Here is a 25,973-nt window from a genome sequence, read left to right as displayed (position 1 = left end):
TTCACTCCGCCGACTGCCAGCTCTTCCAGTAGTCGCGGTCCTCGACCTCGCGGGCTTCGACGGCCAGACGGAGCGGCCGGAAGGTGTCGACCATCACCGCCAGCTCGTCGGCCCACTTCGCACCGATCGACGCCTCCATGCGTCCCGGCTGCGGACCGTGGGGGAGACCGTCGGGATGCAGGGTGATCGATCCGAACTCGATGCCCTTGCGGCTCATGAACTCCTGGCTGGCGTAGTAGATGACCTCGTCGCTCCACACGTTGCTGTGGAAGTACGGGGCCGGCACGGCGCCGTCACCGAAGTCGTAGGGGCGCGGACAGAAGCTGCAGATCACGAAGCCGTCGCCCTCGAAGGTCTGGTGCACGGGCGGTGGTAGATGGTATGCGCCGACCTTCGGTTCGAAGTCGTGGATCGAGAAGGCGAACGGGTAGTAATAGCCGTCCCAGCCCACGACATCGAAGGGGTGGTGGTCGAGGACGAACTCGGTCAGGTGGTCGTCTTGCTTGGTGACCACCGGAAAATCGCCCTTTTCGTCGAAGGTCTCGAGCTCCTCGGGTCGTCGGAAGTCGCGCTCCCCGTACGGGGCCCCCTCGATCAGCTGACCGAACTCGTTGCGGTAGCGTTCGGGCGTGCGCACGTAGCCACGGCTCTCGGTGATCAACAGACGTGGTGCTTCGCCGCGGAATCGCCACTGGTGGACGATACCCCGGGGGACGACCACGTAGTCGCCGGCGCGCACGGCGATCGCGCCCATCTGCGAGTGGAGGCTACCCTCGCCGGTGGCGACGTAGACGAGTTCGTCGGCCTGGCCGTTGCGATAGAAGAAGTCGTCGTCGGAGTCGGGGCGCGCGTGATAGAGCGCGCAGTCGGCGTTGAACAGCAACGGGACGCGGTCGAGGACCATGCTTCCGCCATCGCTCAGGCCGCTGGTCCGCAGATGGCGCGGGCGCAGTTCGCGCTCTTCGGTCGCAACGAGACGCCGGTCGCCGCGGCTGCGGATGTCGCGGACCTCGGTGGGGTAGTGGAGGTGGTACATGAGCGTCGACGGGCCCACGAAGCCCTTGTTGCCCATGAGCTGCTCGAAGTGCATCCCGCCGCCCGGCTTCTCCATCGCCTGATGGCGCTTGGGCGGCAGCTGTCCGAGACGGTGGTAGAAGGGCATGGCCGCTCCCGCTACAGGTTGCCGCGCAGCGCCTGCTCGCGCTCGATCGACTCGAACAGGGCCCTGAAGTTCCCCTTGCCGAACCCCCGACTGCCGCGGCGCTGGATGATCTCGAAGAACAAGGTGGGACGGTCCTCGACCGGCTGGGTGAAGAGCTGCAGCAGGTAGCCCTCGTCGTCGGCGTCGATGAGGATGCCGAGTTCCTGGAGCTTCTGCCAGTCCTCCTTCACCACGTCCCCCACGCGCTCGCGCACGAGGTCGTAGTAGCTGTCGGGTAGCGACAGGAACTGCACTCCGTTCGCCCGCAGCTTGCCCACGGTGTCGATGATGTCCTTGGTGAGCAGGGCCACGTGCTGGACACCAGGTCCTTCGTAGAAGTCGAGATACTCCTCGATCTGGCTCTTCTTCTTGCCCTCGGCCGGTTCGTTGATGGGAAACTTGATCGAAGCGCCGTCCTGGCTCATGACGATCGACATCAGCGCGGAGTACTCCGTCGAGATGTCTTCGTCGTCGAAGGTCAGGTAGCGCTCGAAGCCCATGACGTCGCGGTACCAGTTGGCCCAGAAGTCCATCTTGCCCAGCTCGACGTTGCCCACGCAGTGGTCGATGATCCCGATGCCCACCGATTCGCCCGCGACGTGCTTCGCCCGGAACCGGGGCAGGAACGGGCCGTTGTAGTCCTTGAGATCCCAGAAGCTGTGGATGGTGTCGCCGTAGGTCTTGATGGCACTGTGACGGGCCGATCCGTTCTCGTCGCTCACGGTGTGTGGTTCGATGGCCGGCTCGGCACCGCGGCGCACGGCTTCCTCGAGGGCGAAGTCCGCGTTCTCGACCTCGAAGGCCAGGTCGCGGACTCCGTCGCCGTGCTTCGCCAGGTGCCGGCTCATCTCGTCGTCCGACGTCAGTGGCGTGCTCAGGACGAACCGGACCTGGTTCTGCTCCATGACGTAGCTGGCGCGATCGCGCACTCCCGTCTCGAGGCCGCTGTAGGCCGTCTGTGAGAAGCCGAAGGCACGGTTGTAGTAGAAGGCGGCCTGTTTGGCGTTGCCCACCCAGAACTCGGCGTGGTGCAGACGCTTGAGGTTCAGTGGGTTCTCGGTCACGACTGGGCTCCAATGGGCTGGGCGAGAAAGTCGTTTCGGGGGCGTCGAAGGTGCCCGACACCTTATCACAAGGTGGCCCGGATGCCAGCCGAGGCGCACCCTGGGCACCGGTCCCGCGGACCGCTACACTGTGCGGTCCGCGGCCCGGGAACGTGGCCGACCCGAGATCACTCGGAGGGGGGTGGATCCCGTGAACCGAGGACGTCAGTTGCTGGCCGGGATCGTCGACTACGCGGGGCTCTTCCCGCCGTCGGCGCTGCCGATGGACGATGCCGTGGCCGAGTACGCGCGCCAGCGTGACGGCGAGGCGGCCTGGATGCTGGCCGGCCTCGTCGTGCCCGCCGGCCGCCTCGACGAGCTGCAGGCCAGCCGGGACTCGATCGGAGCACCGGGACTGTGGTCGCTCAGCGTGCTGCTCGGCCCCGATCCCCTGGCCGACCTCGAGCGCGTGCAGGACTTCGTCGACCGGCATCCCGGCCGTTACGAGGTCGTGGCCCTGGAGTTCCGTCCCGCCGACGCCGAGGCGGTCGCCGCCGTGACCGAGGCGGTGGGCGGTGCGGTCGAGGTCTTCTGCGAGCTCCCGTGGAACGAGGATCCCGCGCCCTGGATGCCGGTGCTGCGGGATTCGGGAGCGCGGGCCAAGATCCGCACCGGGGGCGTGAGTCGCGACCTGTTCCCACCGATCGAGGCCGTCGCGCGCTTCCTGCGGGTGTGCGCCGATGCCGGAGTCGGTCTGAAATTCACCGCCGGTCTGCACCATCCGGTGCGCTCGGAGCAGGCGCTCACCTACGAGCCGGACGCTCCGCGCGGCACCATGCACGGATTCCTGAACGTGTTCGTGGCATCGGCGCTGCTGGCCCGCGAACCCGTCGACGATGCCACGCTGCACGCCCTGCTGGCCGAGGAGGATCCCGCGGCCTTCGCCCTGGAGCCGGACGGCGGCGTGCGCTGGCGCGATCATCACCTGGGGCCGGAGGACGTGGCCCAGGCCCGGCGGCGCTTCGCGCGCAGTTTCGGGTCGTGTTCGTTCTCCGAGCCCGTCACCGACCTCCAGACCCTGGACTTGACATGACCGAATCGCTCGACGCGACCCACGACCCCCAGCTTCGCAGCTGGGTCGAGTCCGCGCAGGCCGAAGGCACGGACTTCCCGATCCAGAACCTTCCTTTCGGGGCCTTCACCGTGGACGGTGAGGTCTCGCCGCGCATCGGTGTGGCCATCGGCGATCGTGTGCTCGACCTGGCCGGGCTGCTCGACACCGGGTTGCTGCGCGACGAAGCCGGTGTGGCGGCACAGGCCTGTCGCAGCGGGCGGCTGAACGACCTCATGGGACTCGGCCGCAAGCACCTTCGCGCACTCCGGCAGCGGATCAGCGAGTTGTTGAGCACGGGCAACGACGAGATCTCCGGAACCGGTCGGGCCGAGGAACTGCTCCTGCTCCCGGACGATCTCGAGATGCAGCTACCGGCGCGTATCGGCGACTACACCGACTTCTACGCCTCGGTGCACCACGCGACGAACGTGGGCAGCATGTTCCGTCCCGACAATCCGCTGTTGCCGAACTACAAGTGGATCCCGGTCGGATACCACGGGCGCGCGTCGTCGGTGGTCGTCAGCGGGACGCCGGTCCATCGACCTTCGGGCCAGGCGAAGGCACCCGATGCCGAGGCCCCGGAATTCGGGCCGACCAGACGCTTCGACTACGAGATGGAGGTGGGAGCCTTCGTCGGAACGGGCAACGGGCTCGGACACCCCGTTCCGATCGGACGCGCCGAGGAGCACCTCTTCGGGCTCTGCCTGGTGAACGACTGGTCCGCACGCGACATCCAGCCCTGGGAGTACCAGCCGCTCGGTCCGTTCCTGGCCAAGAGCTTCGCGACCTCGATCTCGCCGTGGGTGGTGACCATGGACGCGCTCGCGCCCTTCCGGCGTCCCACCGAGCCGCGACCGGAGGGAGATCCGTCGCCTCTGCCGTATCTCGACCATCCCGACGTCCAGGCGCGTGGGGCCATCGACCTGACGGTGGAAGTGTACCTGAGCAGTGCCACGATGCGGGAGAAGGGCATGGAACCGGTCCGTCTGAGTCGAGGATCGTTCACCGACATGTACTGGACCGTGTCGCAGATGCTCACCCATCACGCCAGCAACGGGTGCAATCTGCGCCCCGGTGATCTTCTCGCCAGTGGTACCGTTTCGGGTCCCGACAAGGGCAGCCGCGGGTGTCTGCTGGAACTCACGTGGCGGGGAACCGAGCCGATCGAGCTGCCCTCCGGTGAGGAGCGGCGCTTCCTCGAGGACGGCGACGAGGTCGTCATGCGCGGACGGTGCGAGTCCGACGGCGCGGTGCCGATCGGATTCGGCGAATGCCGTGGCGTGGTCGGCGGGGAGGAGACGGCGGCGTGAGCGCGGGCGAGCCCGGTGAGGTCCTCTGGCAGCCCTCCGTCGATCGCGCCCGGGCAACGGCGATGGCTCGTTTCCTCGGCGGGGTCCGCGACTCCGTCGATCCCGCCGTGACCGACTACGACGGCCTCTGGAGGTGGTCGGTGGCCAAGGCGCCGGGCTTCTGGTCGCGTCTGTGGGACTTCGTCGGCGTGGTCGGCGAGAAGGGCGCGGTGGTGGTCGAGGACATCGACCGCATGCCCGGAGCCCGTTGGTTCCCCGAGGCGCGTCTGAACTTCGCCGAGAACCTGTTGCGCCATCGGGGCGACGCGGTCGCCCTGGTCGGACGCGACGAGATGGGTCGCCGTCACGTCTACACGCGAGACGAATTGCGCGCCGAGGTTGCCAGGTGCCAGGCGACGCTCGTGGAAGCCGGCGTGGGTGTGGGCGATCGCGTCGGCGCCTACATGCCCAATCGTGCCGAGACGGTGATCGCCATGCTGGCGACGACCGGACTCGGTGCCATCTGGTCGAGTTGTTCGCCCGACTTCGGGATCCAGGGCGCCCTCGATCGCCTGGGGCAGATCGAACCGAAGGTCCTCGTGGCCGCCGACGGTCACCGGTACGGTGACAAGAACCGACCGGCACTCGACCGGGTGCGGGAGTTGCGCTCGAAGCTCCCCTCGGTGCAGCGCGTGCTCCTGGTGCAGAGCCTGGCTTCTCGCCCACTCGAAGAGGTCGACGTGGACGACGTGGTGCTCTGGAGCGAGGCGGTGAGCGGACGGGCTGCGGCCGCGCCCCACTTCGAGCAGCTGCCCTTCGATCACCCCGTCTACGTCATGTACTCGTCGGGGACCACGGGTCTGCCCAAGGCGATCGTACACGGTGCGGGCGGCACGTTGCTGCAGCACCTCAAGGAACTGGTGTTGCACACCGACCTTCGCGAGGGCGACGGTTTCGCGTATTTCACCACCTGTGGCTGGATGATGTGGAACTGGATGGCCAGCGGACTCGCCGTGGGTGCGCGCATCGTGTTGATCGACGGATCGCCCTTCCATCCGAGGACGGCACGGCTGTTCGACCTGGTCGACGACGAGAACCTGTCCGTGCTGGGCACCAGCGCCAAGTGGATCGCCATGGCCGAGAAGCGCGGCCTGCGCCCTCGCGACACCCATCGGCTCGACGCGTTGCGTGTGATCCTCAGTACCGGCAGTCCGCTCGCGCCGGAAGGCTTCGACTGGGTCTACCGCGACGTGAAGAGCGACCTACAGCTGGCGTCGATCTCCGGGGGTACCGACCTGATCTCGTGCTTCGCCCTGGGCAATCCCATGGGTCCCGTTCGCCGCGGTGAGCTGCAGACGCGGGGGCTCGCGATGAACGTCGAGGTCTTCGACGATGCAGGCCATGCCCTGCCTCCGGGGCAGAAGGGGGAACTGGTCTGCACGCTGCCGTTTCCTTCGATGCCGGTCGGCTTCTGGAACGACCTCGAGGGCGCCCGTTACCGGAGTGCCTACTTCGAGCACTTCGAGAACACCTGGCGACACGGGGATTGGGTCGAGGTCACCCCACACGGCGGGATGGTGTTCCACGGACGCAGCGACGCGACGCTCAACCCGGGCGGTGTGCGCATCGGCACTGCCGAGATCTATCGCGTGGTCGAGAACTTCGACGAGGTGCTCGAAGCGGTGGTGGTGGGCCAGGACGCCGGGGACGATCAGCGGATCGTGCTGTTCGTACGCATGGCCGAGGCCCACGCACTCGACGACACGCTACGGGACCGATTGCGAGCGGCCATCCGGTCGCAAGCCAGTCCCCACCACGTCCCGCGGGTGATCGTGGCCGTCGACGACGTCCCGCGCACCGTGAGCGGCAAGATCAGCGAGATCGCCGTGCGCAAGGTCGTCCACGGCGAGGAGGTCGACAACCGCGAAGCCCTGGCGAATCCGGAGTCGCTGGAGGCCTACCGGGACCGGCCGGAGCTGCGCAGGCGGTGACGGCTGCCCCACGCTTCCGCGTACGCGACGCCGGCGAAGCCGACCTGCCCTCGATCTGTGCGATCTACAACCACGAGGTCGAGCACTCGACCTCGACCATGGACCACGACCCGTGGGAACCCTGCTCCCGCGGGGAATGGCTGGCTGCACACCGTCCTCCGCGGCAACGCGTGCGCGTGGTCGAGGACGACTCCGGTGGGGTGGTCGCGTGGGGCAAGCTCACCGCGTGGTCACCGAAGGCCGGATACGCCCGGACGGTCGAAGCCTCGCTCTTCGTGGATCGGGCCCAGCGGCGGTGCGGCGTCGGGAGTCTCCTGCTCGACGACCTGATCGCGTGTGCCGTCCGCGGGGAACACCGCGTCGTTCTCGGCCGGATCGAGTCGACGAACTCGGCGAGTCTGGCCCTCTTCGAACGTCACGGGTTCGGTCGCGTGGGGACCATGCACGGAGCCGGCGAGAAGTTCGGACGCGTGCTCGACGTGGTCGTGGTCGAGAAGCGTCTCGACCCATGACGCCGCATTCCCTCGGCCGACCCTGGATCGGTCGTCCCGCGTGAAAGCTCCACGGAACTCCGCCTCGCGAGTTCCGCCGAAGGACATGGGGTTGGTCCAGGCCCGAGGGTCAGCCGAATCCGGGCGGCCGCGACGGAACGTTCAGCATCTCGCGGGTGAGGACGTCGGCGTAGACGAAGGCCACGAGGACCAGGAAGAAGAAGAGTGCCGTGATCAGGACGATCTTCGTCAGTGGCGAGCTGTGCCAGACGTGCATGAAGAAGAGCACCACCAGCGCACCCTTGGCCGTGGCGATCCCCAGGGCGATCAGATCGTTCCAGGGCTCGAAGTCGTGGTACGAGGCCTCGACGGTGATCCAGGTGAGGATCATCAGGGCGAAGAAGACCGCGAAGTAGACGCGCAGCCCGATGTGTCCGTGTTGTTCGGTAGACATGCGCGCCTCCTAGTGTCGACCGATCAGGTACAACAAGGGGAACAGGTAGATCCACACGAGATCCACGAAGTGCCAATAGAGGCCGGCCACCGGTATCGGGTCGTGCCATCGCTGGGTGTACTTCCCCTTGATGGCGTTGACCAGTAGCACCGCGAAGACCCCGATCCCGATGATCATGTGCAAGGCGTGCAGGCCCGTCATCCCGAAGTAGATGTGGAAGAACATCCGCACCTTGTCCGGGTCGACGGGCTCGGCGGAGTGCGCGAAGTCCCGCTTGTCCTCGAACACGAACTCCGGACCCGGGAACTTGTTCTCGTGCCACTTGTGTTCGTATTCGACGTACTTCACGCCGAGGAAGGTGCAGCCGAGCACGATGGTGGCGACCAGCCACAGGATCAGCTGCTTCTGCTTGCCCTTCTCGGCGGCCCAAACCGCCAACACGACCGTGAGCGACGAAACGATCAGCACGACGGTGTTGAACGCGCCGAGGCCGATGTCGAGCGTGTAGCTCGCCGCGGCGAAGGCCTCACGGTTGAAGGTCCGGTACAGCATGTAGGCCATGAACAGGCCACCGAAGAACATGACCTCGGTGACCAGGAACAGCCACATGCCCAGCGTGACCGACTCGGTCTGCTCGGCGTAGCTGCGGTACCAGTACGCCAGCCGGTTGGGTTGTCGTTGGGCGGGGGCGGCGTCAGACAACGTTCTCCTGCTCCTTGGTCGTTGGCGCATCGGACGACCGGGTGGCCGCGGCCAGGCCGTGGTAGTCGTAGGCCTCGTGGGTCACCACCACGTCTTCCTCGAAGTTGTGCTTGGTCGGCGGTGAGCCGATCTGCCACTCCAGACCGGTGGCACCCCAAGGGTTCGGCGGCGCCTTCTTCCCCTTGACCAGCGACCACGTGAGGTAGATGCCGGGCAGGATGAAGCCGACACCCAGGATCGACGCACCGGCGCTGCTGAGCACGTTCAGTACCTGCCAGTCGTCGGGATAGGCGTGGTAGCGCCGCGGCATCCCCAGATAGCCGAGCAGGAACTGTGGGAAGAAGGTCAGGTTGAATCCCGCGAAGACCAGCAGGGCCGACAGTTTGGCCCAACCCTCGGGATACATGCGGCCGGTGATCTTCGGCCACCAGAAGTGCAGACCGCCGAGGAAGGCAGTGACGGTCACGCCGACCATCACGTAGTGGAAGTGGGCGACCACGAAGTAGGTGTCGTGCACGTGGACGTCGAAGCCCAGGGTGCCCAGCATGACGCCCGTCAGACCACCCACCAGGAAGAGCCCGATGAAGGCCAGGGCGTAGAGCATGGGTGTCTCGAAGCTCACCGATCCGCGGTAGAGCGTGGCCGTCCAGTTGAAGGTCTTCACGGCGCTCGGTACGGCCACCAGCATGGTCAGGATCGAGAACACGACGGCCGCATAGGGCGACTGGCCGCTGGTGTACATGTGGTGACCCCAGACCAGGAAGCCCAGGACTGCGATCGCCATGCTCGAGTAGGCCACGAACTTGTAGCCGAAGATGCGCTTGCGCGAGAAGGCGGCGATGATCTCGCTCTGGATGCCCATGGCCGGCAGCACCATGATGTACACGGCCGGATGGCTGTAGAACCAGAAGAGGTGCTGGAAGAGCAGGGGATCCCCGCCGTAGGCGGGGTCGAAGATTCCCAGGTGCAGCACCCGTTCGGCGCCCACCAACAGCAGCGTGATCGCAACGACCGGTGTGCCGAGCAGGATGATGATGCTCGTGGCGTAGTGGCTCCAGACGAAGAGCGGCAGCCGGAACCAGGTCATGCCCGGGGCCCGCAGACGGTGGACGGTCACCAGGAAGTTCAGGCCGGTCATGATCGACGCGAAGCCGGCGATGAAGATCCCCACGGCTGCCAACACGACGTTCGTGGCCGAGTAGCTCGAACTGAAGGGCACGTAGAAGGTCCAACCGGTGTCGAGTCCACCGCGGAAGACGGCCAACAGCACCAGAATCGAGCCGAGGTTGTAGACGTACCAGCTCCCCAGGTTCAGTCGAGGGAAGGCCAGGTCCTTGGCCCCGATCATGATCGGGATCAGGAAGTTCCCGAAGATGCCCGGAATGGCCGGGATCAGGAACAGGAACACCATGATCACGCCGTGGATCGTGAACAGTCGGTTGTACATGTCCGGCTGGACCAGGTCGCCCTGGGGCGTGGCCAGCTCGAGCCGGATCAGAGCGGCGAAGATGCTCCCCAGGAGGAAGAACGCCGTGGCCGAGATCAGGTAGAGGATCGCGATCCGCTTGTGATCGGTACTCAGAAGCCACGACTTCGCCCCGTACCCGTCGTTGAGGTAGTCGGGGTGTTCGTGGTCGGGGGTGGCGTCACGGCCGCCGCCCGATGTGATCGTCGTGCTCGTCATGGCGCGTGGACCCTTCTCGACCCCGCGGGGCCGCACTGGTCGGGGGCTTCGGCGAGAACTCCCGCCCGCATCACCTGGTGCCCTGGGCGCCCTGGTCGGCGCCGTCGAGCGACTTGATGTAGCTCATCAGCTCCAGGATCTCCTCTTCGGTCAGTTGCCCCTTGTAGGTGGGCATGATCGGCTGGTAGCCGGCCACCACCTTGGCGCTGGGTTCGAGGATCGATTCCCGGATGTAGTTGTCGTCGGCCTTCGTGCGGTTGCCGCCGAGCAGCGCGATCTCCGAACCGTAGATGCCGTTCAGAATGGGGGCCCGGGCCGAACTGTCGGGTTGGTGGCAGGTGCTGCAGGCCTTCTCCTCGAAGAGCTGTTCACCGGTGGCGATCAGCGATCGACCGTCGCTCTTGCCGTCGAGCCATTCCTGGTAGTCGGCCTCTTCCATCACGTGGATCTTGCCGATCATCAGGGAATGTTCGGCTCCGCAGTACTCGGCACAGAAGATGTCGTAGGTCCCCGTCTTGGTGGCTTCGAACCAGGCGGTGGTGTACTGCCCGGGCACGGCGTCGCGCTTCACCCGGAAGGCCGGCACGTAGAAACTGTGGATCACGTCCTCGCTGGTGATGACCAGCTCGATCGGACGTCCCACCGGCACGTGCAGGTCGTTGATCTCGCGATTGCCCGAAGGATGTTGGTACTTCCACATCCACTGCTTGCCCACCACGTAGTAGCGCTCGGCGTCGGCCGGGATGCGGTAGTTCTCGAAGTATACGTGGGCTCCCCAGTAGAACAGTCCCAGGAAGATGAGGCCGGGGATCACCGTCCAGGTGATCTCGAGCCAGTTGCCGGCGTGCTCTCGATGTCCGATCTCGTCTTCGTGGCGGCGGCGGTAGCGGACGATGAAGAACACCAACGCCGCGACGATCAGGATGGTCGCGACGGCCGACAGCCCGATCATGACGTAGTACAGGTCGTCGACCCGTTTGGCCATGGTCGACGCCTGCTCCGGCATCAACGGTATGTTCGCCAGGGGGAGCATCGACGGCAGCGGCGTCATGATTGCGGAAGCTCCTCGTTCGGGACACGGGCCGACTGGCGGTCCCGGCGACGCGAGAACACGATGAACCCGATCACGGCGACCAGGGTCAGCGCGCCACCCAGACGCACCAGGTTCATCGTGGCGGCGCCGTAGCGCCCCGTCGCGGGATCGTAGTTGTAGCAGAACAGCAGGAGCTGATCGACGGCACTGCCGATCTTCGAGTCGCCCGAGTCGACCAGCGCGAGTCGCAGGTCCTTCGGGGCGAATTCTGCCCCGAAGAGATAGCGCGAGATCTTGCCTCCGGGGGTCAGGATGGTGATCCCACTGGCGTGGGCGTACTCGTCGCGATCCTCGTCGTAGCTGTAGGTGAAGCCGACGGCGTCGGTGACTGCGTCGATGTTCTCGGGGGTTCCGGTCAGGAAGTGGAAGCCACCCTCGGTGCCGGGACGTCCGAACTGCTGCATGTAGCCGCGCTTCTTGGCCGAGGCGAGGAAATGATCCTCGCCGGGATCGAAGCTGATCACGACGACCTCGTAGTCGGTGCCGGGATCGAAGTTCAGGATCTCGAGGCTGGTCGTCAGACCGCTCAGGATCATGTCGCAGAGCATGGGGCACTCGTAGTAGACGAGGGCCAGGACGACCGGCTTGTCCGATCCGAAGAACTTCCCGAGACGGACTTCTTCCCCGGCCTCGTCGGTGAAGGTCAGATCGAGCGGGACGTCTTCGCCCAGTCGCTGGTCGAAGCCGACCTCACGGAGGTCGCCGGGCAGCGACCCGTCCTCTTCCAGACGTTCCTGCTTGCCGTAGCGGGCATCGGCGACCGACGCCTGCGCCACGAACGCGAATGTGGCCAGTCCGAGGACCGTCCATCGGAGCAACTTCATGGATTCATACATCGTTGACACCCCCTGTCAGTTGCCTTCGACCGGATCGGATCCCGTGGATTCGGAAGCCGGGGTCGAGGGCGCCGGGGGAGCGGGGAAGCTGGGCAGGCCGTCCTCCGCGATCCGGCGCATGGCCTCGTCGACCGGGATCCGGACCTTGCCGCGGCTGCGATCGGTCCACGCGTAGGTGGACAGGAATTCTTCGTGTTCGGACTTCATCTCGGCCCAGTCGTCGTACGAGGTCGTCTGCAGCCGGGGCTCCGGAGGCAGGATCTCGTCGCGGCTCTCGGCCACGAGCGGGGCCGGGGAGTCGGACTCGGCCATCCGATCCCGGAAGTCCACGCCGAGGAACCACATGCCGAGGAACGACGCGACCGTGATGACCGTGATGATACCCATGCTCCAGCCGATCGCCTTCCAGGAGATCTCGCGATCGAACTGGTCGGGACGCTCGGCCGTCACGTGGGGTTCTTGTGCGGTGTCGGGGCGACGATCAGCCATGGTGCGTCAGTGCCTCCTCGAGGAAGGGCTCGTTCCGCGGGATCAGGGGGCGGCTCGCCAGCTGCACGAAGAAGACGCCGAGCCACAGACCGCCGAGCGCGAGCACCAGCGAGAAGTCGAGCCAGTGGAAGCTGGCTTCTTCGGGATGGTACACGTTGAACGACGGCATGACCTGCCAGTAGGTGTCGGCGAAACGGATCACGATGATGTAGACGGCCACGAGGGACAGGCGCGCGGGATTCCGCTTCAGATCCGCCGACAGCAGGAGCACGAAGGGCACGAAGAAGCCCAGAGCGATCAGGCCCTTCGCGAACCATTCGTACATGCCACTGATCCGGACGAGGTACCAGGGCACCGTCTCGGGCAGGTTGCCGGACCACAGGATGATCAACTGCGAAATCGAGAAATAGCCCCACAGCATGGTGAAGGCCAGCAGCAGCTTGCCCCAGTCGGCGTAATGGCCGCGACGGTAGACCTCGTTCATGGGTTCGCGCTTGCTCAGCCACACCGCCACCAGGACGGTGAGGGCGAGCATGGCCAGGGCCGCGCTCCCGGCGTAGTACACGCCGTAGATGCTCGAGAACCAGTGGGGATCCAGCGACATCAGCCAGTCGAACGACGCGAAGCTGGTGACGATCATGAAGGCCACCAGGCCACCGGCCGAATAACCCTGCATGCGCTGGGCGTAGGCCATGTCCCCGTTCTCGTCCTGCCGTCGCGACAATCCACTGATCGTGTAGGCGAGGAAGATCCAGACCGCGAAGTACAACGCAGCTCGTGCCGCGAAGAACGGCGAATTCAGATAGGCGACCTTCGACTCGATGATCGGATCCTCGGCCACGACCTCCGGATCCGCCCACTTGAACACTTCGAAAGTGGTGAAGGCGTCGACGAGGAGCGGCAGGAAGAGGATCGCCATGAAGGGAATGGTCCGGGCCGAAGCCTCCAGGATCCGCCGGATCACCACGCCCCAGGCGCCGCGGGTGACGTGGTTCAGCATCATGAGCGCGAGTCCACCGAGCGGGAAGAGCAGGACGAAGGCGTAGGCGAGCGCGTAGCTGTGCATGAACTGCTTCGATTCCACGAAGTAGCCGGCGACCGACGCGGCCAGGGCGACCAGCCCGACACCGAAGCCGATGTTGCGCAGTCCGCCGACCTCGGCCGGCGGGGTCCAGCCGTCAGTGTGCTGCGCCATGGTCGTCTCCTTCGTCCTTCTTCTCGAGCGAGCGCACGTCGTAGACCTCGCCGCGCTCCAGCACGGAGCGGATGTCGGGCTCGACCGTGGCCACGTCGGTGAACTGCGCCAGCTGCAGCGCGCGGATGTAGGCCACGATCGCCCAGCGATCCTCGGGATCGATCTGCGAGGCGTAGCCCGCCATCTGTCCGAAGCCGTTGGTGATCACGTCGTACAGGTACCCGTCCTCGATCGCACGCAGGCGTGGCTGGTGGTAGCTCGAGGCCTGCTTGTAGCCGCGCTGCACGATCATGCCGTTTCCGTCGCCGGTCATCGAATGGCATGGCGAGCAGAAGATGTCGTAGCGCTCGCGCCCGCGTTCGAGCATGGCCGCGTCGACCGCGGCGGGGATGCGCTCGACGAAGGTTCCGTCGTCGGTGAGGCCGCGGTAGTAGGCGTCGTCCTCACGCAGGAAGCCACGCGGAACGGTTCCGTCGACGAGTTCGCGCGAGGCGCGGCCGTCGGGGAAGAAGTCGGATTGTTCGTAGGGCTCGAAGCGCGGCTGGTCCTTCATGTCGGCGCAGCCGGTGCTCACGGCCAGGAAGGCGGCCGCGATCAACGCGATCCCGATCCGTCTACTCTTCAACGGGACTCACCTCGTTCGGACCCAGACTCTGCATGAAGTCCCGGGTGCGCTGCTCGTCGAAGCGAGGGTCCTTGGCTTCGATCAGGAGGAAGTAGCGATCCTGACTGGCCCGCTTGAAGCTCTCGACGTTGAAGAGCGGATGGTAGGGGGCCGGCAGGCCGTTCAGGGCCAGCATGCCGAAGACGGCCGAGAAGGCGCCGAAGAGGATCGTGCACTCGAAGATCACCACGATGAAGGCAGGCCAGCTGTTGAACGGCCGGCCGCCGATGTTCATGGGATAGACCTCGGTCGAGGTGTAGAACTGGAGGAACCATCCGAGAAGGGCCCCGAAGACCCCGCCGGCGAGAACGATCCACGGCAACCAGCTGTGATGGGCGTCCTGGGCGTCGGCGAACTCCTCGACCGGATAGGGCGAGAAGGTGTCGAACTCCGAGTAGCCCTCTTCCTTGGTCCGGTGGATCGCCTCGACCACGTCGGCCGGATCCTCGAACATGGCCAACATGCCATGGAGCTTCGACCCGTGCGTGACAGCAGCCATCACGACCCCTTCTTGGCCTTGGAGGCCTCGGGAAGGATCATCCGCATCTCGAAGATGCTGATCATCGGCAGGAAGCGGATGAACAGGAACATGAGCGACAGGAACAGGCCGATCGTACCCACGAAGGTGGCCCAGTCCCAGATCGTGCCCTGGTACATGCCCCAGCTCGAGGGCATGAAGTCACGGTGCAGACTGGTGACCACGATCACGAAGCGTTCGAGCCACATGCCGACGTTCACGAACATCGAGATCACGAAGAGCGCGAGCATGTTGCTGCGAATCCGTTTGCTCCACAGGAACTGGACGGCCGCGAAGTTACAGACCCACAGGGCGATGTAGCTCCACATGTAGGGTCCGGACATTCGATTGATCAGCATGTAGCGCTCGTACGGGCTACCGCTGTACCACCCGACGAAGATCTCGATGGCGTAGCCGTAGACCACGATCAGGCCCGTGGCCAGCATGACCTTGCCCATGAGGTCCATGTGGGTGTCCGTGATGAAGTCCTGCAGGCCGAACAACCAGCGCAGCGGCAGGGCCAGGGTGATGACCATGGCGAAGCCGGCGAACACGGCACCCGCCACGAAGTAGGGCGGGAAGATGGTGGTGTGCCACCCCGGGAGCTGGCTCGTGGCGAAGTCGAAGGACACCACGGTGTGCACGCTCACCACGAGTGGTGTGGCCAGTCCGGCCAGGAGCATGGAGGCGACCTCGTACTGGTGCCAGTGCCTCGTGCTCCCGCGCCAGCCGGCGGCGAGGATCCCGTAGACGAAGGCGGCGAAGCGGTTCTTGGCCCGGTCGCGCAGCGTGGCCAGGTCGGGGATCAGGCCGACGTACCAGAAGAGGATCGACACCAGGGCATAGGTGGTGACCGCGAAGACGTCCCAGATCAGCGGGCTGCGGAACTGCGGCCACAGCTCGAAGGTGTTCGGGTGTGGCAGCAGATAGTAGAAGCGATAGGGGCGTCCGAGGTGGAGAAGCGGGAACATGCCCGCGCAAGCCACGGCGAAGATCGTCATGGCCTCGGCGAAGCGGTTGATCGAGTTCCGCCAGTTCTGCCGGAGCAGCAGCAGGATCGCCGAGATCAGCGTGCCGGCGTGCCCGATCCCGATCCACCACACGAAGTTGATGATCGCGAAGCCCCAGTAGACGGGATTGTTGATCCCCCAGATCCCGACACCCTTCCAGAAGAGGACGCCGACCGACAGCAGGAAGATCGACAACAGACCGAAGGCGGCGGCTGCGCCGAGGAACCACCACTTGGGCGTCTCGGCCGTGACCACGGTCGCGATCTTGTCGGTGACCGACGCGGGGGTATGGCCCGGGCCGACGATCGGGGCCGTCAGCTGGTGACGGTCGTCGCCCTCGGTCATGGGTGCGTTGGCCACGTCAACTCCTCGCGAGTTCGGGGTTGGGGTTGCTCACACGGCGCAGATACGTGGTCCGCGGGCGGGTGCCGAGCTCGGTCAGGATCCCGTAGTCGAGGTCCGATTCCTTCCACTTCGACACCCGGGTGTCGGGATCGTTCAGATCGCCGAACTGGATCGCCTCGGTGGGGCAGGCCTGCTGACACGCCGACTGCAGCCCGGTCTCGCTCAACGGCATGTCGTTCACCTTGGCCTCGATCTTGGCCTGGTTGGTCCGCTGGATGCAGTAGGTGCACTTCTCCATGACGCCGCGGTGGCGGACGGTGACGTCGGGGTTGCGGCCGAGCTTCAGGGACTCTGTGTCCTGGTCGGCGTACTGATAGAAGTTGAAGCGGCGCACCTTGTACGGGCAGTTGTTCCCGCAGTAGCGAGTTCCCACGCAGCGGTTGTAGGCCATCGTATTGATGCCCTCTTCGCTGTGCACGGTGGCGGCCACCGGACAGACCACCTCGCACGGCGCCTGCTCGCAGTGCTGGCACATGACCGGCTGCAGGTAGGTGGCCGGCTGGTCGAGGTCGCCCTCGAAGTAGCGGTCGATGCGCATCCAGTGCAGCTCGCGGCCGTTCAGGACCTCTTCCTTGCCCACGATCGCGATGTTGTTCTCGCTGTGGCAGGCCACCACGCAGGCGTTGCAACCGGTGCAGGTGCTGAGATCGACCACCATGCCCCACTTGTAGCCATCGTACTCGTGACCGGGCATCAGGGACTTGTCGACCTTGATCCCGTGCGTGGGGTCGTGGAAGTGGTGACCGCTGCGGATCTGTTCGATGGTACCGTGCCGCACCAGGTAGCGGTCTTCCATGTTGTGGTGCGTCTGGGTGCTGGCCAGGCGGTACCGCTGGCCCAGCGGCTCGACCTCGACGCCGTCCACGCGCCACCAGGCGTCGCTGCTGCGCAGGGCGGTGGCGTCGAATCCGCAGCCGTTGCCGATGCGGCCGGCCCGCTCGCGCCCGTAGCCCAGGTGCACGGTGATGGTGTCGTCGGCGTGCCCGGGAAGGATCCAGGCCGCGATCTCGAGCGAGCGGTCGCCCGCGGTGATCCGGATCATCTCCTCGTTCGACACGTCCAGCGCCTCGGCCGTGCGCGGGCTCATCAGGGCCGCGTTGTCCCAGGTGATCCGCGTGTGGGGCTTCGGGCACTCCTGCAGCCAGGCGTTGTTCGCCCAGCGGCCGTCGCCGATGGTCGGGTCGGGACGGAAGACGACGGCCATCCCACGGGACGCGCCGACTTCACCGGCCGCCTCACGCACCGCGGCCGTGTCGACCGAGCGCAGGATCGAAGCGGCAGCCCCGCCGGCGATGCCGCCGTCGTGCAACCAGCGGCGCCACTGCCGGTCGAAGTCGCCCTCCGCCGCCGCGCGCCAGGTTTCCTGGACCAGGGCGAGGTCGGAGGCCCCGGCGTCGCCGAGAATCAGTGCGAGGACCTGCGAGTAGGACTTCGACTGGTACAGCGGGCGGATCAGGGGCTGCACGACCATCGCGCTGCCGTCGTGCGCGCGGATGTCGCCCCAGCTCTCCAGGTAGTGGCTGGCCGGGATCTGCCACTGGCAGACGTTGGCGGTCTCGTCGACGAACGAGGAGACACGGATCCGCAGCTCGGCCCTCTGGATCGCCGCGGTCAGGTCCAGGTCGGCCGGAGCGTCGAACACCGGGTTACCACCGAGGAAGAACACGACGTCGACCGCGCCGCGCTCGAGGTCGTCGACGAAGCGACGGAGGTTCTCGGTCGACGGGCGGTCGTCGTCGATCACGGCCTCGGTCAGGCGGATCGTCCGACCCAGGTTGCCGAGCGCCCCGTTGATCGCGTGACAGAGCACCTGCAGGTCCTCGGGCGTGTGTTCGCCCGCGGTGACGAGGCTCCGTCCGCGGTTCGCCTGGAGGTCGCGCGCGACGTTGCGCACCCATGTCCTGAGGTCGTCGTCGGTCGATGCGGTCACGCCGTCGACGCCGAGTTCGGCGGCCAGCGCCACGGCGAAGCGTTCGACGCGTCCGGGCGACAGCCGTAGACGATGATCGGCCAGGCTCCCCGTGCTGGTGGGGGAGCTCTCCACCGCGTAGAGCCGGTTCATGCGGCTCTCGTCCTCGACCACACGTCGGCCGTCGGCGAAGTCCCGCGCGTAGCGCACCGCACCCGGGCCTTCGGTCAGCAGATCGTGGTCGAGGGTGACGACAACGTCGGCCGCCGCCAGGTCGTAGTGGACGTGCGTCGGGGCACCGAACGCGCGGCGTGCGGCCCGGGCCGCCGCATCGTGGCCGGCGGCGTCGAAGGTCACCACGTCGCACTGCGGGAAGTCCTCGCGCAACTGCCCCAGCAGACGGCGGATCGTGGGCGAGGTCGTCGACTCCATGACGATGCGCAGACCCTGGCCTCGGAGGCCGCGCTGGGCCTCGAGCTGAGTGCGGATGGACTCCGCGAAGTTCTCCCAGGATCGCAGGTTGCCCAGGTACTCCGGCGTCTGTGCCCGGTCGGGGTCGTAGAGATCGAGGATCGAGGCCTGGTCGAAGAGGTCGGTCGCGCCCAGGCTCGAACCGTGATCGGGGTTGCCCTCGATCTTCGTGGGCCGACCCATGTGACTCTCGACCAGCATGCCGCGTCCGAAGGCACCGTGGGGGTGCGCCGTCGCGTAGTACAGCGGCTTGCCCGGGACGATCTCCTCGGGCTGCTTCGTGTAGGGGAGGATCCTTTCCTCGGGCTGGATCGAGCACGCGTTCAGTCCGGCCAGGGCCAACGACGCTCCCATGAGCTGCAGGAAGCGACGCCGGCTCGTCGTCGCGCCCTCCACGGGGAGCATCTGCGGGAACTCCTTGTGGACCATCTCGGCGAACTCGTCGGTCCGGGCGAGTTCGTCGAGGCTCCGCCAGTAGGCGGGGCCCTGCTTCCCGGCGAGGCGGGCACGGATCTCCTCGACCCGCAGGCCGCCCTCGGTCGTCGGCTCGGACTTCATGGGATCTCCAGGATCGGTGGCCGTTTCAGGGCTTCCAGCGCGCATGGTTCAACGATGGCAGACGCCGCAGTCGATGCCCGGCGCCACGTCGTACTCCTCGATCAACCGATGCGCGAGCTCGGCGGGGTCTCCCTCGGGTTCGTACCCCATGGTCAGGACCTCGTCACGAGGGCGGATGAACTGCTCGGGACTGTTGTGGCACTCCAGGCACCACTTCATCTGCAGCGATTCCGCCTGCTGGATCAGCGGCTGACGATCGACCCGACCGTGGCAGGTCTCACAGCCGATACCCTTGTTCACGTGGATGCTGTGATCGAAGTAGACGTAGTCGGGCAGGTCGTACACCCGATTCCACGGGATCGACTCGCCGGCGCGGTAGGCGTCGCGCACGGGCGCGAGCATGTCCTCGCGGTTCCACATGATGTTGTGGCAGTTCATGCAGGTCTGGACGGGCGGGATCCCCGCGGAACTGGATTCCTCGACCGAGGTGTGGCAGTAGCGGCAGTCGATGCCCAGGCCCGCCGTGTGGTGGTCGTGGCTGAACGGGACGGGCTGGTTCAGGACCACGCTCTCACCCGTCATGTAGGACGAGTGGGCCCAGACCCATCCGAGATAGCCGAGGCCGGCCAGGATCACGACGCCGCCGAACAGGGAGAAGCGGGCCAGCGCGTTGGTACTGTGGTGGAACAACTGCGACATACGTGGAGGACCCCGCACACGGTGGAAGGCGGACCGACGACCGCAGCTCCGCGACCAAGGGGGCCATCACGATCGACCGGCCGGGGCGGGGGTGCGCGAGCGAGCGCGGACCGGGGGTTCCGGCGGCCGGTGAGCGGCCGAAGTCGCTGTCTTGACTTTGTTTTCGCTGATCGCCGGTGCTGAGAGTAGGGAATTCACCCACGGCGCGCCACTGGAATGTCGAGATCACGATCCCCGTGATGCAGCCGCATCAGCCGTGCACCGTTCACAGCACGTTCAACTCCAGGTTTCGCAACGAGTTGACAGATGGGACGCGATCCGGTGCGGCCGGGAACGATCCGTGCTTCAAATCATGGCGTAGGCTGCCGATACCCCAACCGAGCGGGTCGGGAGCCCCCGATTCCTGAATCAATCTTCCGGCGACCGGAGCGACCGATGGAAGTCCTCGAGCACGATCAGCTGATCCTGCAGGCCCAGGACCTCGAGCCCCTGCCCGCCACGGCGTCGCGCCTGGCCCGGCTGGTGGCGGATCCGAACTCCGAGATGAAGGAGATCGTCGAGGCGATCTCGCTCGACCAGGCCCTGACCGTGAAGGTCCTGCGGGTGGCCAATTCCGCGTCGAGTGGGTCGGTGAACGCGATCACCACCGTCGATCGGGCCGTGATCCGCCTCGGGACCGGAGCCGTCCTCTCGATGGCCGTCGCCGCCGGCGTGCGGACCCGGATGTTGGGAGCGGTGCCGGCCTACGACCTGTCCGAGGGGCGGTTGTGGGAGCACTCGGTGGCCGCAGCGTTGGCCGCGGAGTCCATGATCGGGCTACCGTCGTTCACGGTACCGCCGGAGACGTTCACCGCCGCTCTCCTGCACGACGTGGGCAAGCTGGTCCTGGGTCGGTTCCTCGACCGGGACATCCAGGAATTCCTCGAGCGTGCGCGGTCCGACGGTGGCCGGTCGGGTCCCGAGGCCGAGACCGAGGTCCTGAACGTGAACCACGCCGAGCTGGGCGGACTGATCGCGGCGCACTGGAAGCTCCCCCGCAGCATCTGCGTGGGGATCCAGTATCACCACGAGCCGGAGGAGTGTGGCGACGAGGAGGGGCTGGAACACGTCCCGTGGATCGTCCACCTCGCCGACCTGGTCGCCGCGCGCCTCGGACGCGGCACCCACGACACCGTTCCCGAGGACGAGGACTTCGCGCCGGCCCTCGGCGCCCTGGGAATGGACGAGCGGAAGTTCGGCAAGCTGATCGAGCGCACCGAGCGTCGCCTGGAAGAGGTCGGGGAGCGCTTCAACTGATCGTGGCGCCGAGCTCGCGCCCGGAACGCGAGGGCCCGTCCGACCGGACGGGCCCTTGCTACGTCCGCGACGTCGGGGCGGTCAATCCGACGACGGGGCTCGGCCCGCGAGGTCGCCGAACACGATCTCGATGAACTTTTCGCCGTCGATCCAGGTCTGCCCCCACTCGGCGTCCCACTCCGCGGTCGGCGCCGCGGCGATCACCGCGTCGAGGTCCGCCCCCTGGCGGATCAGCGCGTTCGTGCGGGCGCGGATCCGGACCAGCATGTCATGGTAGGCGCGGAGCGAATCGAGGTCGCCCACCGGACCGTGGCCCGCGATCAGGACGGTCTCGGGTGTGCACAGAGCCATGACCCGTTCGACGGCGGCGATCATGCCGTCGATGCTGCCCCCGCTGTCGGTATCGATGAACGGGTAGAGTCCGTTGAAGTACACGTCGCCCATGTGGATGACGTCGGCATCGACGAAGTGGACGACGGCGTCGCCGTCGGTGTGGGCGTTCGCCACGTGGAAGCAGTGCACGGTCTCGCCGTTCACGTGGAAGGTGACCTCGTCGTTGAAGGTCACCACCGGCAGGGCACCTTCGGGCGACGGCGGGGTGGTGCGATCCCAGATCGTCGACACGTTCTCGATCGCCATGCGAGCACGAACGTTGTCGTGCGCGACGATCAACGATCCCGTCTCGCCGAAGTTCTCGTTGCCGCCGGTGTGATCACCGTGCCAGTGGGTGTTCAGGACGAAGCGAACGGGGCCGTCGTGGATCTCTGCGATCTTCGCGCGGATCCTGTCGGTGAGGGGCGCGTACTGGTCGTCGACGAGGAAGACGCCTTCGTCACCCACGCACACGGCCATGTTGCCGCCACGGCCGGTGAGCACGTGGATCGACGGCGTGAGTTCCTGCGACCCGATCTCGACCTCGTCCCATTGTGCGACGGCGGAGGACGGGACGAGACACACGGCGGCGAGTCCGGCGGCCAGGACGAGACCCGAGGCCGCAGCGCGGATGGATTGCATGATCGGAAGACTCCGAGGGGGATGGCCGGACCGAGAGGAGGCGACCCCGTTCGGGATCGCCTCCGCCGCATCATACCCACTCGGGCCGCCGGTCGGCCAGTCCCGTTCAATCGATCGCCAGGAACACCTCGCGGATGATCCCCAGGGCGTGATCCAGCTCCTCGCGGCTGATCACCAGTGGGGGCGCGAACCGGATGATGTTGCCGTGGGTCTGCTTGGCGAGCAGGCCGTGGTCCTTCAGGGTCACGCACACGTCCCAGGCCTCGAAGCCCTCCTCGAAGACGACCGCATTCAGCAGCCCCTTGCCACGGACCTTCTGCAGACGGGGAACCTGATCGACCAGCTCTTCGAGCTGCGCCCGCACGTACTGGCCGAACTCCTCGGCCCGTTCGTCGAGCTTCTCGTTCTCGAGCACCTCGATCGAGGCGATGGCCACCGCGGCCCCCAGCGGATTGCCGCCGAAGGTCGAGCCGTGGCTCCCGGGACCGAACACGCCGAGCACGTCCTCGTCGGCGACCACGGCGCTCACCGGGAACACACCTCCGCCGAGTGCCTTCCCCAGGCACATGACGTCGGGGCGCACGTCCTCGTGGTCGACCGCGAACTTCCGCCCGGTGCGGCAGAACCCGGTCTGGACCTCGTCGGCGATCATGAGGATCTCGTGACGATCGCAGATCTCACGCACCGCCCGCAGGTAGCCGTGGCTGGGCACGTTCACTCCGGCCTCGCCCTGGATCGGTTCGAGGTTCACGGCCACGGTGTTCGGCGTGATCGCGTCCTCGATCGCCTGCGGGTCGTCGTAGTCGACCACCCGGAAGCCGGGGGTGAAGGGTCCGAAGCCCTCGCGAGCGACGGCGTCGTCGCTGTAGCTGATGATCGAGATCGTGCGTCCGTGGAAGTTCTCGTGGAAGCAGATGATCTCCTGCTTCCCGTCCTCGACTCCCTTGACCTTGTGGCCCCAGAGGCGGGCCAGCTTCATGGAGGTCTCCACCGCCTCGGCGCCGGTGTTCATGGGCAGGGCCATCTGGTAGCCGGTGTAGGTGCACAGCTTCTCGAGGAACTCGCCCATGCGGTCGTTGTAGAAGGCCCGGCTGGTCAACGTGACCCGGTCCGCCTGGTCCTTCAGCGCCTGGATGATGTGCGGGTGCCGGTGGCCTTGATTCACGGCCGAGTAGGCCGACAGGAAGTCCAGGTAGCGCCGGCCCTCGGGGTCGTGGACCCACACGCCTTCCGCCAGGGAGATCACGACCGGGAGCGGGTGGTAGTTGTGCGCGCCGACGCGCTCGGCCAGATCGATCACCGACTTCGACGAAGAGCTGCTCGTGACGGCTTCGGCCATGTCTCACCTGCGGGGGTCGAGGGAGCGGTTGAGTGGGGCGGTGTTCGACGCTTCGGCAGGCCCCGTGAGGTCTTCGGCCCGCCGATCTTGACGGGACCGTGACTTGCCCGTGCCCGGCACGGGTCTACTGTTGACGGGAGCCTAGTATCGAGATGGGCCCCTGGCAATCCTCGCAACCCCCTTTTCCGCCACCATGAACACAACTTCACAAGAGCGCCCCGCGACGGGTGGAGGCGCCGGCTCGGGGCTAGCAGTCGTCGCCGCCATGGTGGTGGGGGCCGTGCTCCTGTTCTCGGCATTCACGAAGATGATCTCGGCCCCGGCCTTCGTGTCCACGGTCGAGGATTACCAGTTCCTGGCTCCCTCCCTGGTGCTGCCGGCGGCCACGCTGCTCATCGGGATCGAGTTCGGGCTGGCCCTCATGCTGATCCTGGGCCCCGGACGACGCCTGGCTGCAGGAATCACCGTGCCGCTGGCCGCGGTGTTCATGGTCTTCAACGTGATCGCGATCCAACGCGGGATGGCCGACTGCGGGTGCTTCGGCGAGGTGATCAAGGTCGCCCCGGAGCAGGAGCTGGTCCTCAACGCCGTGATGGTGGTGCTCGCGGGGGTGGTGTTGCGCTTCGGCCGACCCTTCGCGACCCCGCATCCGATGGTCACCCCGACGGTCGGATGGGGTGGGACCCTGCTCGGCGTCGGCCTGTTCCTGCTCGGTGGCCCGGTGGTGTCGAACAGCGGTGAGAGCATGGACGTGACCACGGACGATCTGCAGGTCCTGGCCGACGCGTCGCCACCGCTGGCCGAGATCCCCGACGACGCCTTCTTCTACTTCTTCTCGGCCGATTGCGACCACTGCTGGGCCTACGCCGGAGCGGTGCAGCTCATGCACGACCGGGTCGAGGGCCTGGAGGTCCACGCGGTCACGAACAGTGATCCGATGTCCCTGGAGGCCTTCGAGGACGCCTTCCTCCCGACCTATCCGATCCACCGCCTGGATCCGGCCACCTTCGACGCCATGGTGCCGACCTATCCGAGCGCGGTCTTCGTCCAGGCGGGTGGAGTGTCGCAGACCTGGGCCGGGTGGGTGCCGAGCCACCGTCAGATCGCCGAGAGCGCGGGATACTTCTACCGCGAAACCCCGCCCGTGGCGGCCGACGACGCGGTGGACGAAGGACCTGCGAACGGGTCCGGTGCCAGTGCGGCCGACCTGCTCGGGGGCACGCTCAGCGGTCGCGGTCAGTAGCGCGCGCCCCGGCGTCGCGGACCGGTCATGGAAGAGCCCAGCCACCGTCCGGTGGCCGGGCTCTTTCGTACCCCCCTCGGGGTGGGTCCTTATTTCACCATGGCCATCTTGCGCGTGACCGTCCGGCCGAAGCCTTCGACGCGGTACAGGTAGACGCCACTGGCCACGCGCGAGCCCCGCGCGTCGGTGCCGTTCCAGACCACGTTGTGCTCTCCCGCTGCGACCGTCCCGTCGAGCAGCGTCCGCACGAGCTCGCCGCGCAGGTTGAACACCCGGATCCGGACCTCGCCCGAGCGCGGCGCCGTGAAGGCGATGGTCGTCTTGGGGTTGAACGGGTTGGGCGAGTTCGCCGCCACCCGGAAGGGCCGGGGAGCCGCATCGGTGTCGGTGGCCTGCGAGATGTCGCCCACCGGTCCGCCCAACGAGGTCAGCAGCTCCTGGAGGAACAGGGCTCGGGCCGAGATTCCGTTCTGGGCCACGTAGTTCGGCGGATTGTAGACCACGTTGAAGCCGAAGGGGAAGGTCACGTCGACCTTGCGGTCGGTGCCTTCGGCCGCTGGCACTTCGCGCTCGAACCACACCGCGCCCGGCGGGGTCTGGACCTGACCCGTGTTCGGATCGACGATCTCGTAGAGCACGGTCGATGCGCCGGCCGGCAGAATGCTGTCGAACTGGTTGATGCCCAGACAGCCACCGAAGGCCAGGATCGGAGTCTGCAAGCCGCGCGTCAGGCCGAAGTCGGAGGGCTGGACCAGAGGTGTGGTCAGACCGCCGGCCTCGTCCCGCAGGTTCGTGTCCACCGCCTGCACGCCCATGACGGTCGAGAGGTACGACGCGTTCACCGGCCCACTGCTGTTCATGAAGTCGACGAGGTCGTCGCCGAAGTAGACCATGTAGCGATCGCCGGCTGCATTGTGCCACTGCGAAAGGGCCTCGGTGTCGAGGCTCTTGTCGTTTCCACCCTGGTTGCTCCCGTCGCTGATCAGGGCGTCCGAGAGGTTGCCGGACAGATAGATCAGCGTGGAGTAGCCGACGAGCTGCTGGCCGGTCGCCCCGTGTGCGCCACCGGATCCGATGCCGTTGCTCACGGCAGAACTCGGGCCCTTCGTGGTCCAGGTGTCGAAGTCCACACCCTCCTTCATGCCGAGCTGGCCGAAGGCGGTGAGGAAGTCGTTCTCGCCGCCACGGTGGCCGAAGTCGTTGACCACCAGGATGTCGGGCTGGTCGCCCTGCGCGCTCGTGATCGTCGGAAGCGCACGGATGGTG

At 66.5% G+C, this 25,973-nt stretch carries 23 protein-coding genes; 6 read left to right on the top strand and 17 right to left on the bottom strand.

What is annotated here, in order from left to right; genetic code table 11:
- Position 1: 1 nt before the first annotated feature.
- Both VKA86_04530 and hppD read right to left on the bottom strand, forming a co-directional pair.
- The gene (locus VKA86_04530; protein HKK70460.1) at positions 2 to 1,162 is read right to left on the bottom strand and encodes a homogentisate 1,2-dioxygenase; all 1,161 of its coding nucleotides are present in this window, start codon (positions 1,160 to 1,162) and stop codon (positions 2 to 4) included.
- 11 nt (positions 1,163 to 1,173) lie between these two features.
- Complete coding sequence (hppD, locus tag VKA86_04525; GenBank protein ID HKK70459.1) at positions 1,174 to 2,265, bottom strand: 4-hydroxyphenylpyruvate dioxygenase; 1,092 nt, start codon at positions 2,263 to 2,265, stop codon at positions 1,174 to 1,176.
- 190 nt (positions 2,266 to 2,455) lie between these two features.
- Between hppD and VKA86_04520 the strand changes: the two genes are divergently transcribed.
- From VKA86_04520 to VKA86_04505, 4 genes are read left to right on the top strand one after another with little or no spacing between them, the layout of a single operon-like run.
- Positions 2,456 to 3,337 carry a hypothetical protein gene (locus VKA86_04520; protein ID HKK70458.1) on the top strand — a complete coding sequence of 294 codons (882 nt, stop codon included), beginning with the start codon at positions 2,456 to 2,458 and terminating at the stop codon, positions 3,335 to 3,337.
- The gene (gene fahA, locus VKA86_04515) at positions 3,334 to 4,668 is read left to right on the top strand and encodes a fumarylacetoacetase (protein ID HKK70457.1); all 1,335 of its coding nucleotides are present in this window, start codon (positions 3,334 to 3,336) and stop codon (positions 4,666 to 4,668) included. The genes VKA86_04520 and fahA overlap by 4 nt, the downstream gene beginning before the upstream one ends.
- Positions 4,665 to 6,638, top strand: coding sequence for an acetoacetate--CoA ligase (locus VKA86_04510; GenBank protein ID HKK70456.1), 1,974 nt, complete (start codon positions 4,665 to 4,667; stop codon positions 6,636 to 6,638). Before fahA ends, VKA86_04510 begins: the two co-directional genes overlap by 4 nt.
- Positions 6,635 to 7,150: a GNAT family N-acetyltransferase gene (locus VKA86_04505; protein ID HKK70455.1), complete on the top strand. Its 516-nt coding sequence runs from the start codon at positions 6,635 to 6,637 to the stop codon at positions 7,148 to 7,150. Before VKA86_04510 ends, VKA86_04505 begins: the two co-directional genes overlap by 4 nt.
- Positions 7,151 to 7,259: 109 nt before the next feature.
- On the opposite strand, the gene VKA86_04500 is transcribed toward VKA86_04505, so the two are convergent.
- The 12 genes from VKA86_04500 to VKA86_04445 all read right to left on the bottom strand — a co-directional run bounded on the left by VKA86_04500 (position 7,260) and on the right by VKA86_04445 (position 19,815).
- Positions 7,260 to 7,583, bottom strand: a complete 324-nt coding sequence (locus tag VKA86_04500) for a cytochrome C oxidase subunit IV family protein (GenBank protein ID HKK70454.1) — start codon at positions 7,581 to 7,583, stop codon at positions 7,260 to 7,262.
- A 9-nt stretch (positions 7,584 to 7,592) separates the two neighbouring features.
- Positions 7,593 to 8,285: a cytochrome c oxidase subunit 3 family protein gene (locus tag VKA86_04495; GenBank protein ID HKK70453.1), complete on the bottom strand. Its 693-nt coding sequence runs from the start codon at positions 8,283 to 8,285 to the stop codon at positions 7,593 to 7,595.
- Entirely contained in the window at positions 8,278 to 9,969 is a 1,692-nt protein-coding gene (gene ctaD, locus VKA86_04490) for a cytochrome c oxidase subunit I (protein HKK70452.1), read from the bottom strand. The genes VKA86_04495 and ctaD overlap by 8 nt, the downstream gene beginning before the upstream one ends.
- Positions 9,970 to 10,039: 70 nt before the next feature.
- On the bottom strand, positions 10,040 to 11,020 hold the full coding sequence (gene coxB, locus VKA86_04485) for a cytochrome c oxidase subunit II (GenBank protein ID HKK70451.1): 981 nt from the start codon (positions 11,018 to 11,020) through the stop codon (positions 10,040 to 10,042).
- Positions 11,017 to 11,886, bottom strand: coding sequence for an SCO family protein (locus VKA86_04480; GenBank protein HKK70450.1), 870 nt, complete (start codon positions 11,884 to 11,886; stop codon positions 11,017 to 11,019). Before VKA86_04480 ends, coxB begins: the two co-directional genes overlap by 4 nt.
- Positions 11,887 to 11,913: 27 nt before the next feature.
- Positions 11,914 to 12,387, bottom strand: coding sequence for a hypothetical protein (locus tag VKA86_04475; GenBank protein ID HKK70449.1), 474 nt, complete (start codon positions 12,385 to 12,387; stop codon positions 11,914 to 11,916).
- Positions 12,380 to 13,582, bottom strand: coding sequence for a hypothetical protein (locus VKA86_04470; GenBank protein ID HKK70448.1), 1,203 nt, complete (start codon positions 13,580 to 13,582; stop codon positions 12,380 to 12,382). Before VKA86_04470 ends, VKA86_04475 begins: the two co-directional genes overlap by 8 nt.
- Positions 13,566 to 14,207, bottom strand: a complete 642-nt coding sequence (locus tag VKA86_04465; protein ID HKK70447.1) for a cytochrome c — start codon at positions 14,205 to 14,207, stop codon at positions 13,566 to 13,568. The genes VKA86_04470 and VKA86_04465 overlap by 17 nt, the downstream gene beginning before the upstream one ends.
- Positions 14,197 to 14,745 carry a DUF3341 domain-containing protein gene (locus VKA86_04460; GenBank protein HKK70446.1) on the bottom strand — a complete coding sequence of 183 codons (549 nt, stop codon included), beginning with the start codon at positions 14,743 to 14,745 and terminating at the stop codon, positions 14,197 to 14,199. The genes VKA86_04465 and VKA86_04460 overlap by 11 nt, the downstream gene beginning before the upstream one ends.
- Positions 14,745 to 16,118 (bottom strand): NrfD/PsrC family molybdoenzyme membrane anchor subunit, encoded by a 1,374-nt coding sequence (gene nrfD / locus VKA86_04455; protein ID HKK70445.1) that lies wholly within the window; start codon positions 16,116 to 16,118, stop codon positions 14,745 to 14,747. Before nrfD ends, VKA86_04460 begins: the two co-directional genes overlap by 1 nt.
- Positions 16,119 to 16,134: 16 nt before the next feature.
- Entirely contained in the window at positions 16,135 to 19,116 is a 2,982-nt protein-coding gene (locus VKA86_04450; protein ID HKK70444.1) for a TAT-variant-translocated molybdopterin oxidoreductase, read from the bottom strand.
- Between the two features lie 48 nt (positions 19,117 to 19,164).
- Positions 19,165 to 19,815 carry a cytochrome c3 family protein gene (locus VKA86_04445; GenBank protein ID HKK70443.1) on the bottom strand — a complete coding sequence of 217 codons (651 nt, stop codon included), beginning with the start codon at positions 19,813 to 19,815 and terminating at the stop codon, positions 19,165 to 19,167.
- 435 nt (positions 19,816 to 20,250) lie between these two features.
- Here VKA86_04445 and VKA86_04440 point away from each other — a divergent pair, with 435 nt between their 5' ends.
- Complete coding sequence (locus VKA86_04440) at positions 20,251 to 21,111, top strand: HDOD domain-containing protein (protein ID HKK70442.1); 861 nt, start codon at positions 20,251 to 20,253, stop codon at positions 21,109 to 21,111.
- A gap of 81 nt (positions 21,112 to 21,192) precedes the next feature.
- Here VKA86_04440 and VKA86_04435 read toward each other — a convergent pair whose 3' ends face one another.
- Together VKA86_04435 and rocD are read right to left on the bottom strand one after the other, a co-directional pair.
- Positions 21,193 to 22,125 carry an MBL fold metallo-hydrolase gene (locus tag VKA86_04435; GenBank protein ID HKK70441.1) on the bottom strand — a complete coding sequence of 311 codons (933 nt, stop codon included), beginning with the start codon at positions 22,123 to 22,125 and terminating at the stop codon, positions 21,193 to 21,195.
- A 106-nt stretch (positions 22,126 to 22,231) separates the two neighbouring features.
- Positions 22,232 to 23,464: an ornithine--oxo-acid transaminase gene (gene rocD / locus VKA86_04430; protein HKK70440.1), complete on the bottom strand. Its 1,233-nt coding sequence runs from the start codon at positions 23,462 to 23,464 to the stop codon at positions 22,232 to 22,234.
- Positions 23,465 to 23,657: 193 nt separating this feature from the next.
- Here rocD and VKA86_04425 point away from each other — a divergent pair, with 193 nt between their 5' ends.
- Positions 23,658 to 24,707 (top strand): MauE/DoxX family redox-associated membrane protein, encoded by a 1,050-nt coding sequence (locus VKA86_04425; protein ID HKK70439.1) that lies wholly within the window; start codon positions 23,658 to 23,660, stop codon positions 24,705 to 24,707.
- An 89-nt stretch (positions 24,708 to 24,796) separates the two neighbouring features.
- Here VKA86_04425 and VKA86_04420 read toward each other — a convergent pair.
- Positions 24,797 to 25,973, bottom strand: a 1,177-nt coding sequence (locus VKA86_04420) for a FlgD immunoglobulin-like domain containing protein (protein HKK70438.1), incomplete at its 5' end; no start/stop codon positions are given.

The organism is Candidatus Krumholzibacteriia bacterium, from assembly GCA_035268685.1.
Classification (GTDB): domain Bacteria; phylum Krumholzibacteriota; class Krumholzibacteriia; order JAJRXK01; family JAJRXK01; genus JAJRXK01.
Note: the sequence above shows the minus strand (reverse complement) of the source record. Positions and strands in the feature narration are given on the sequence as shown.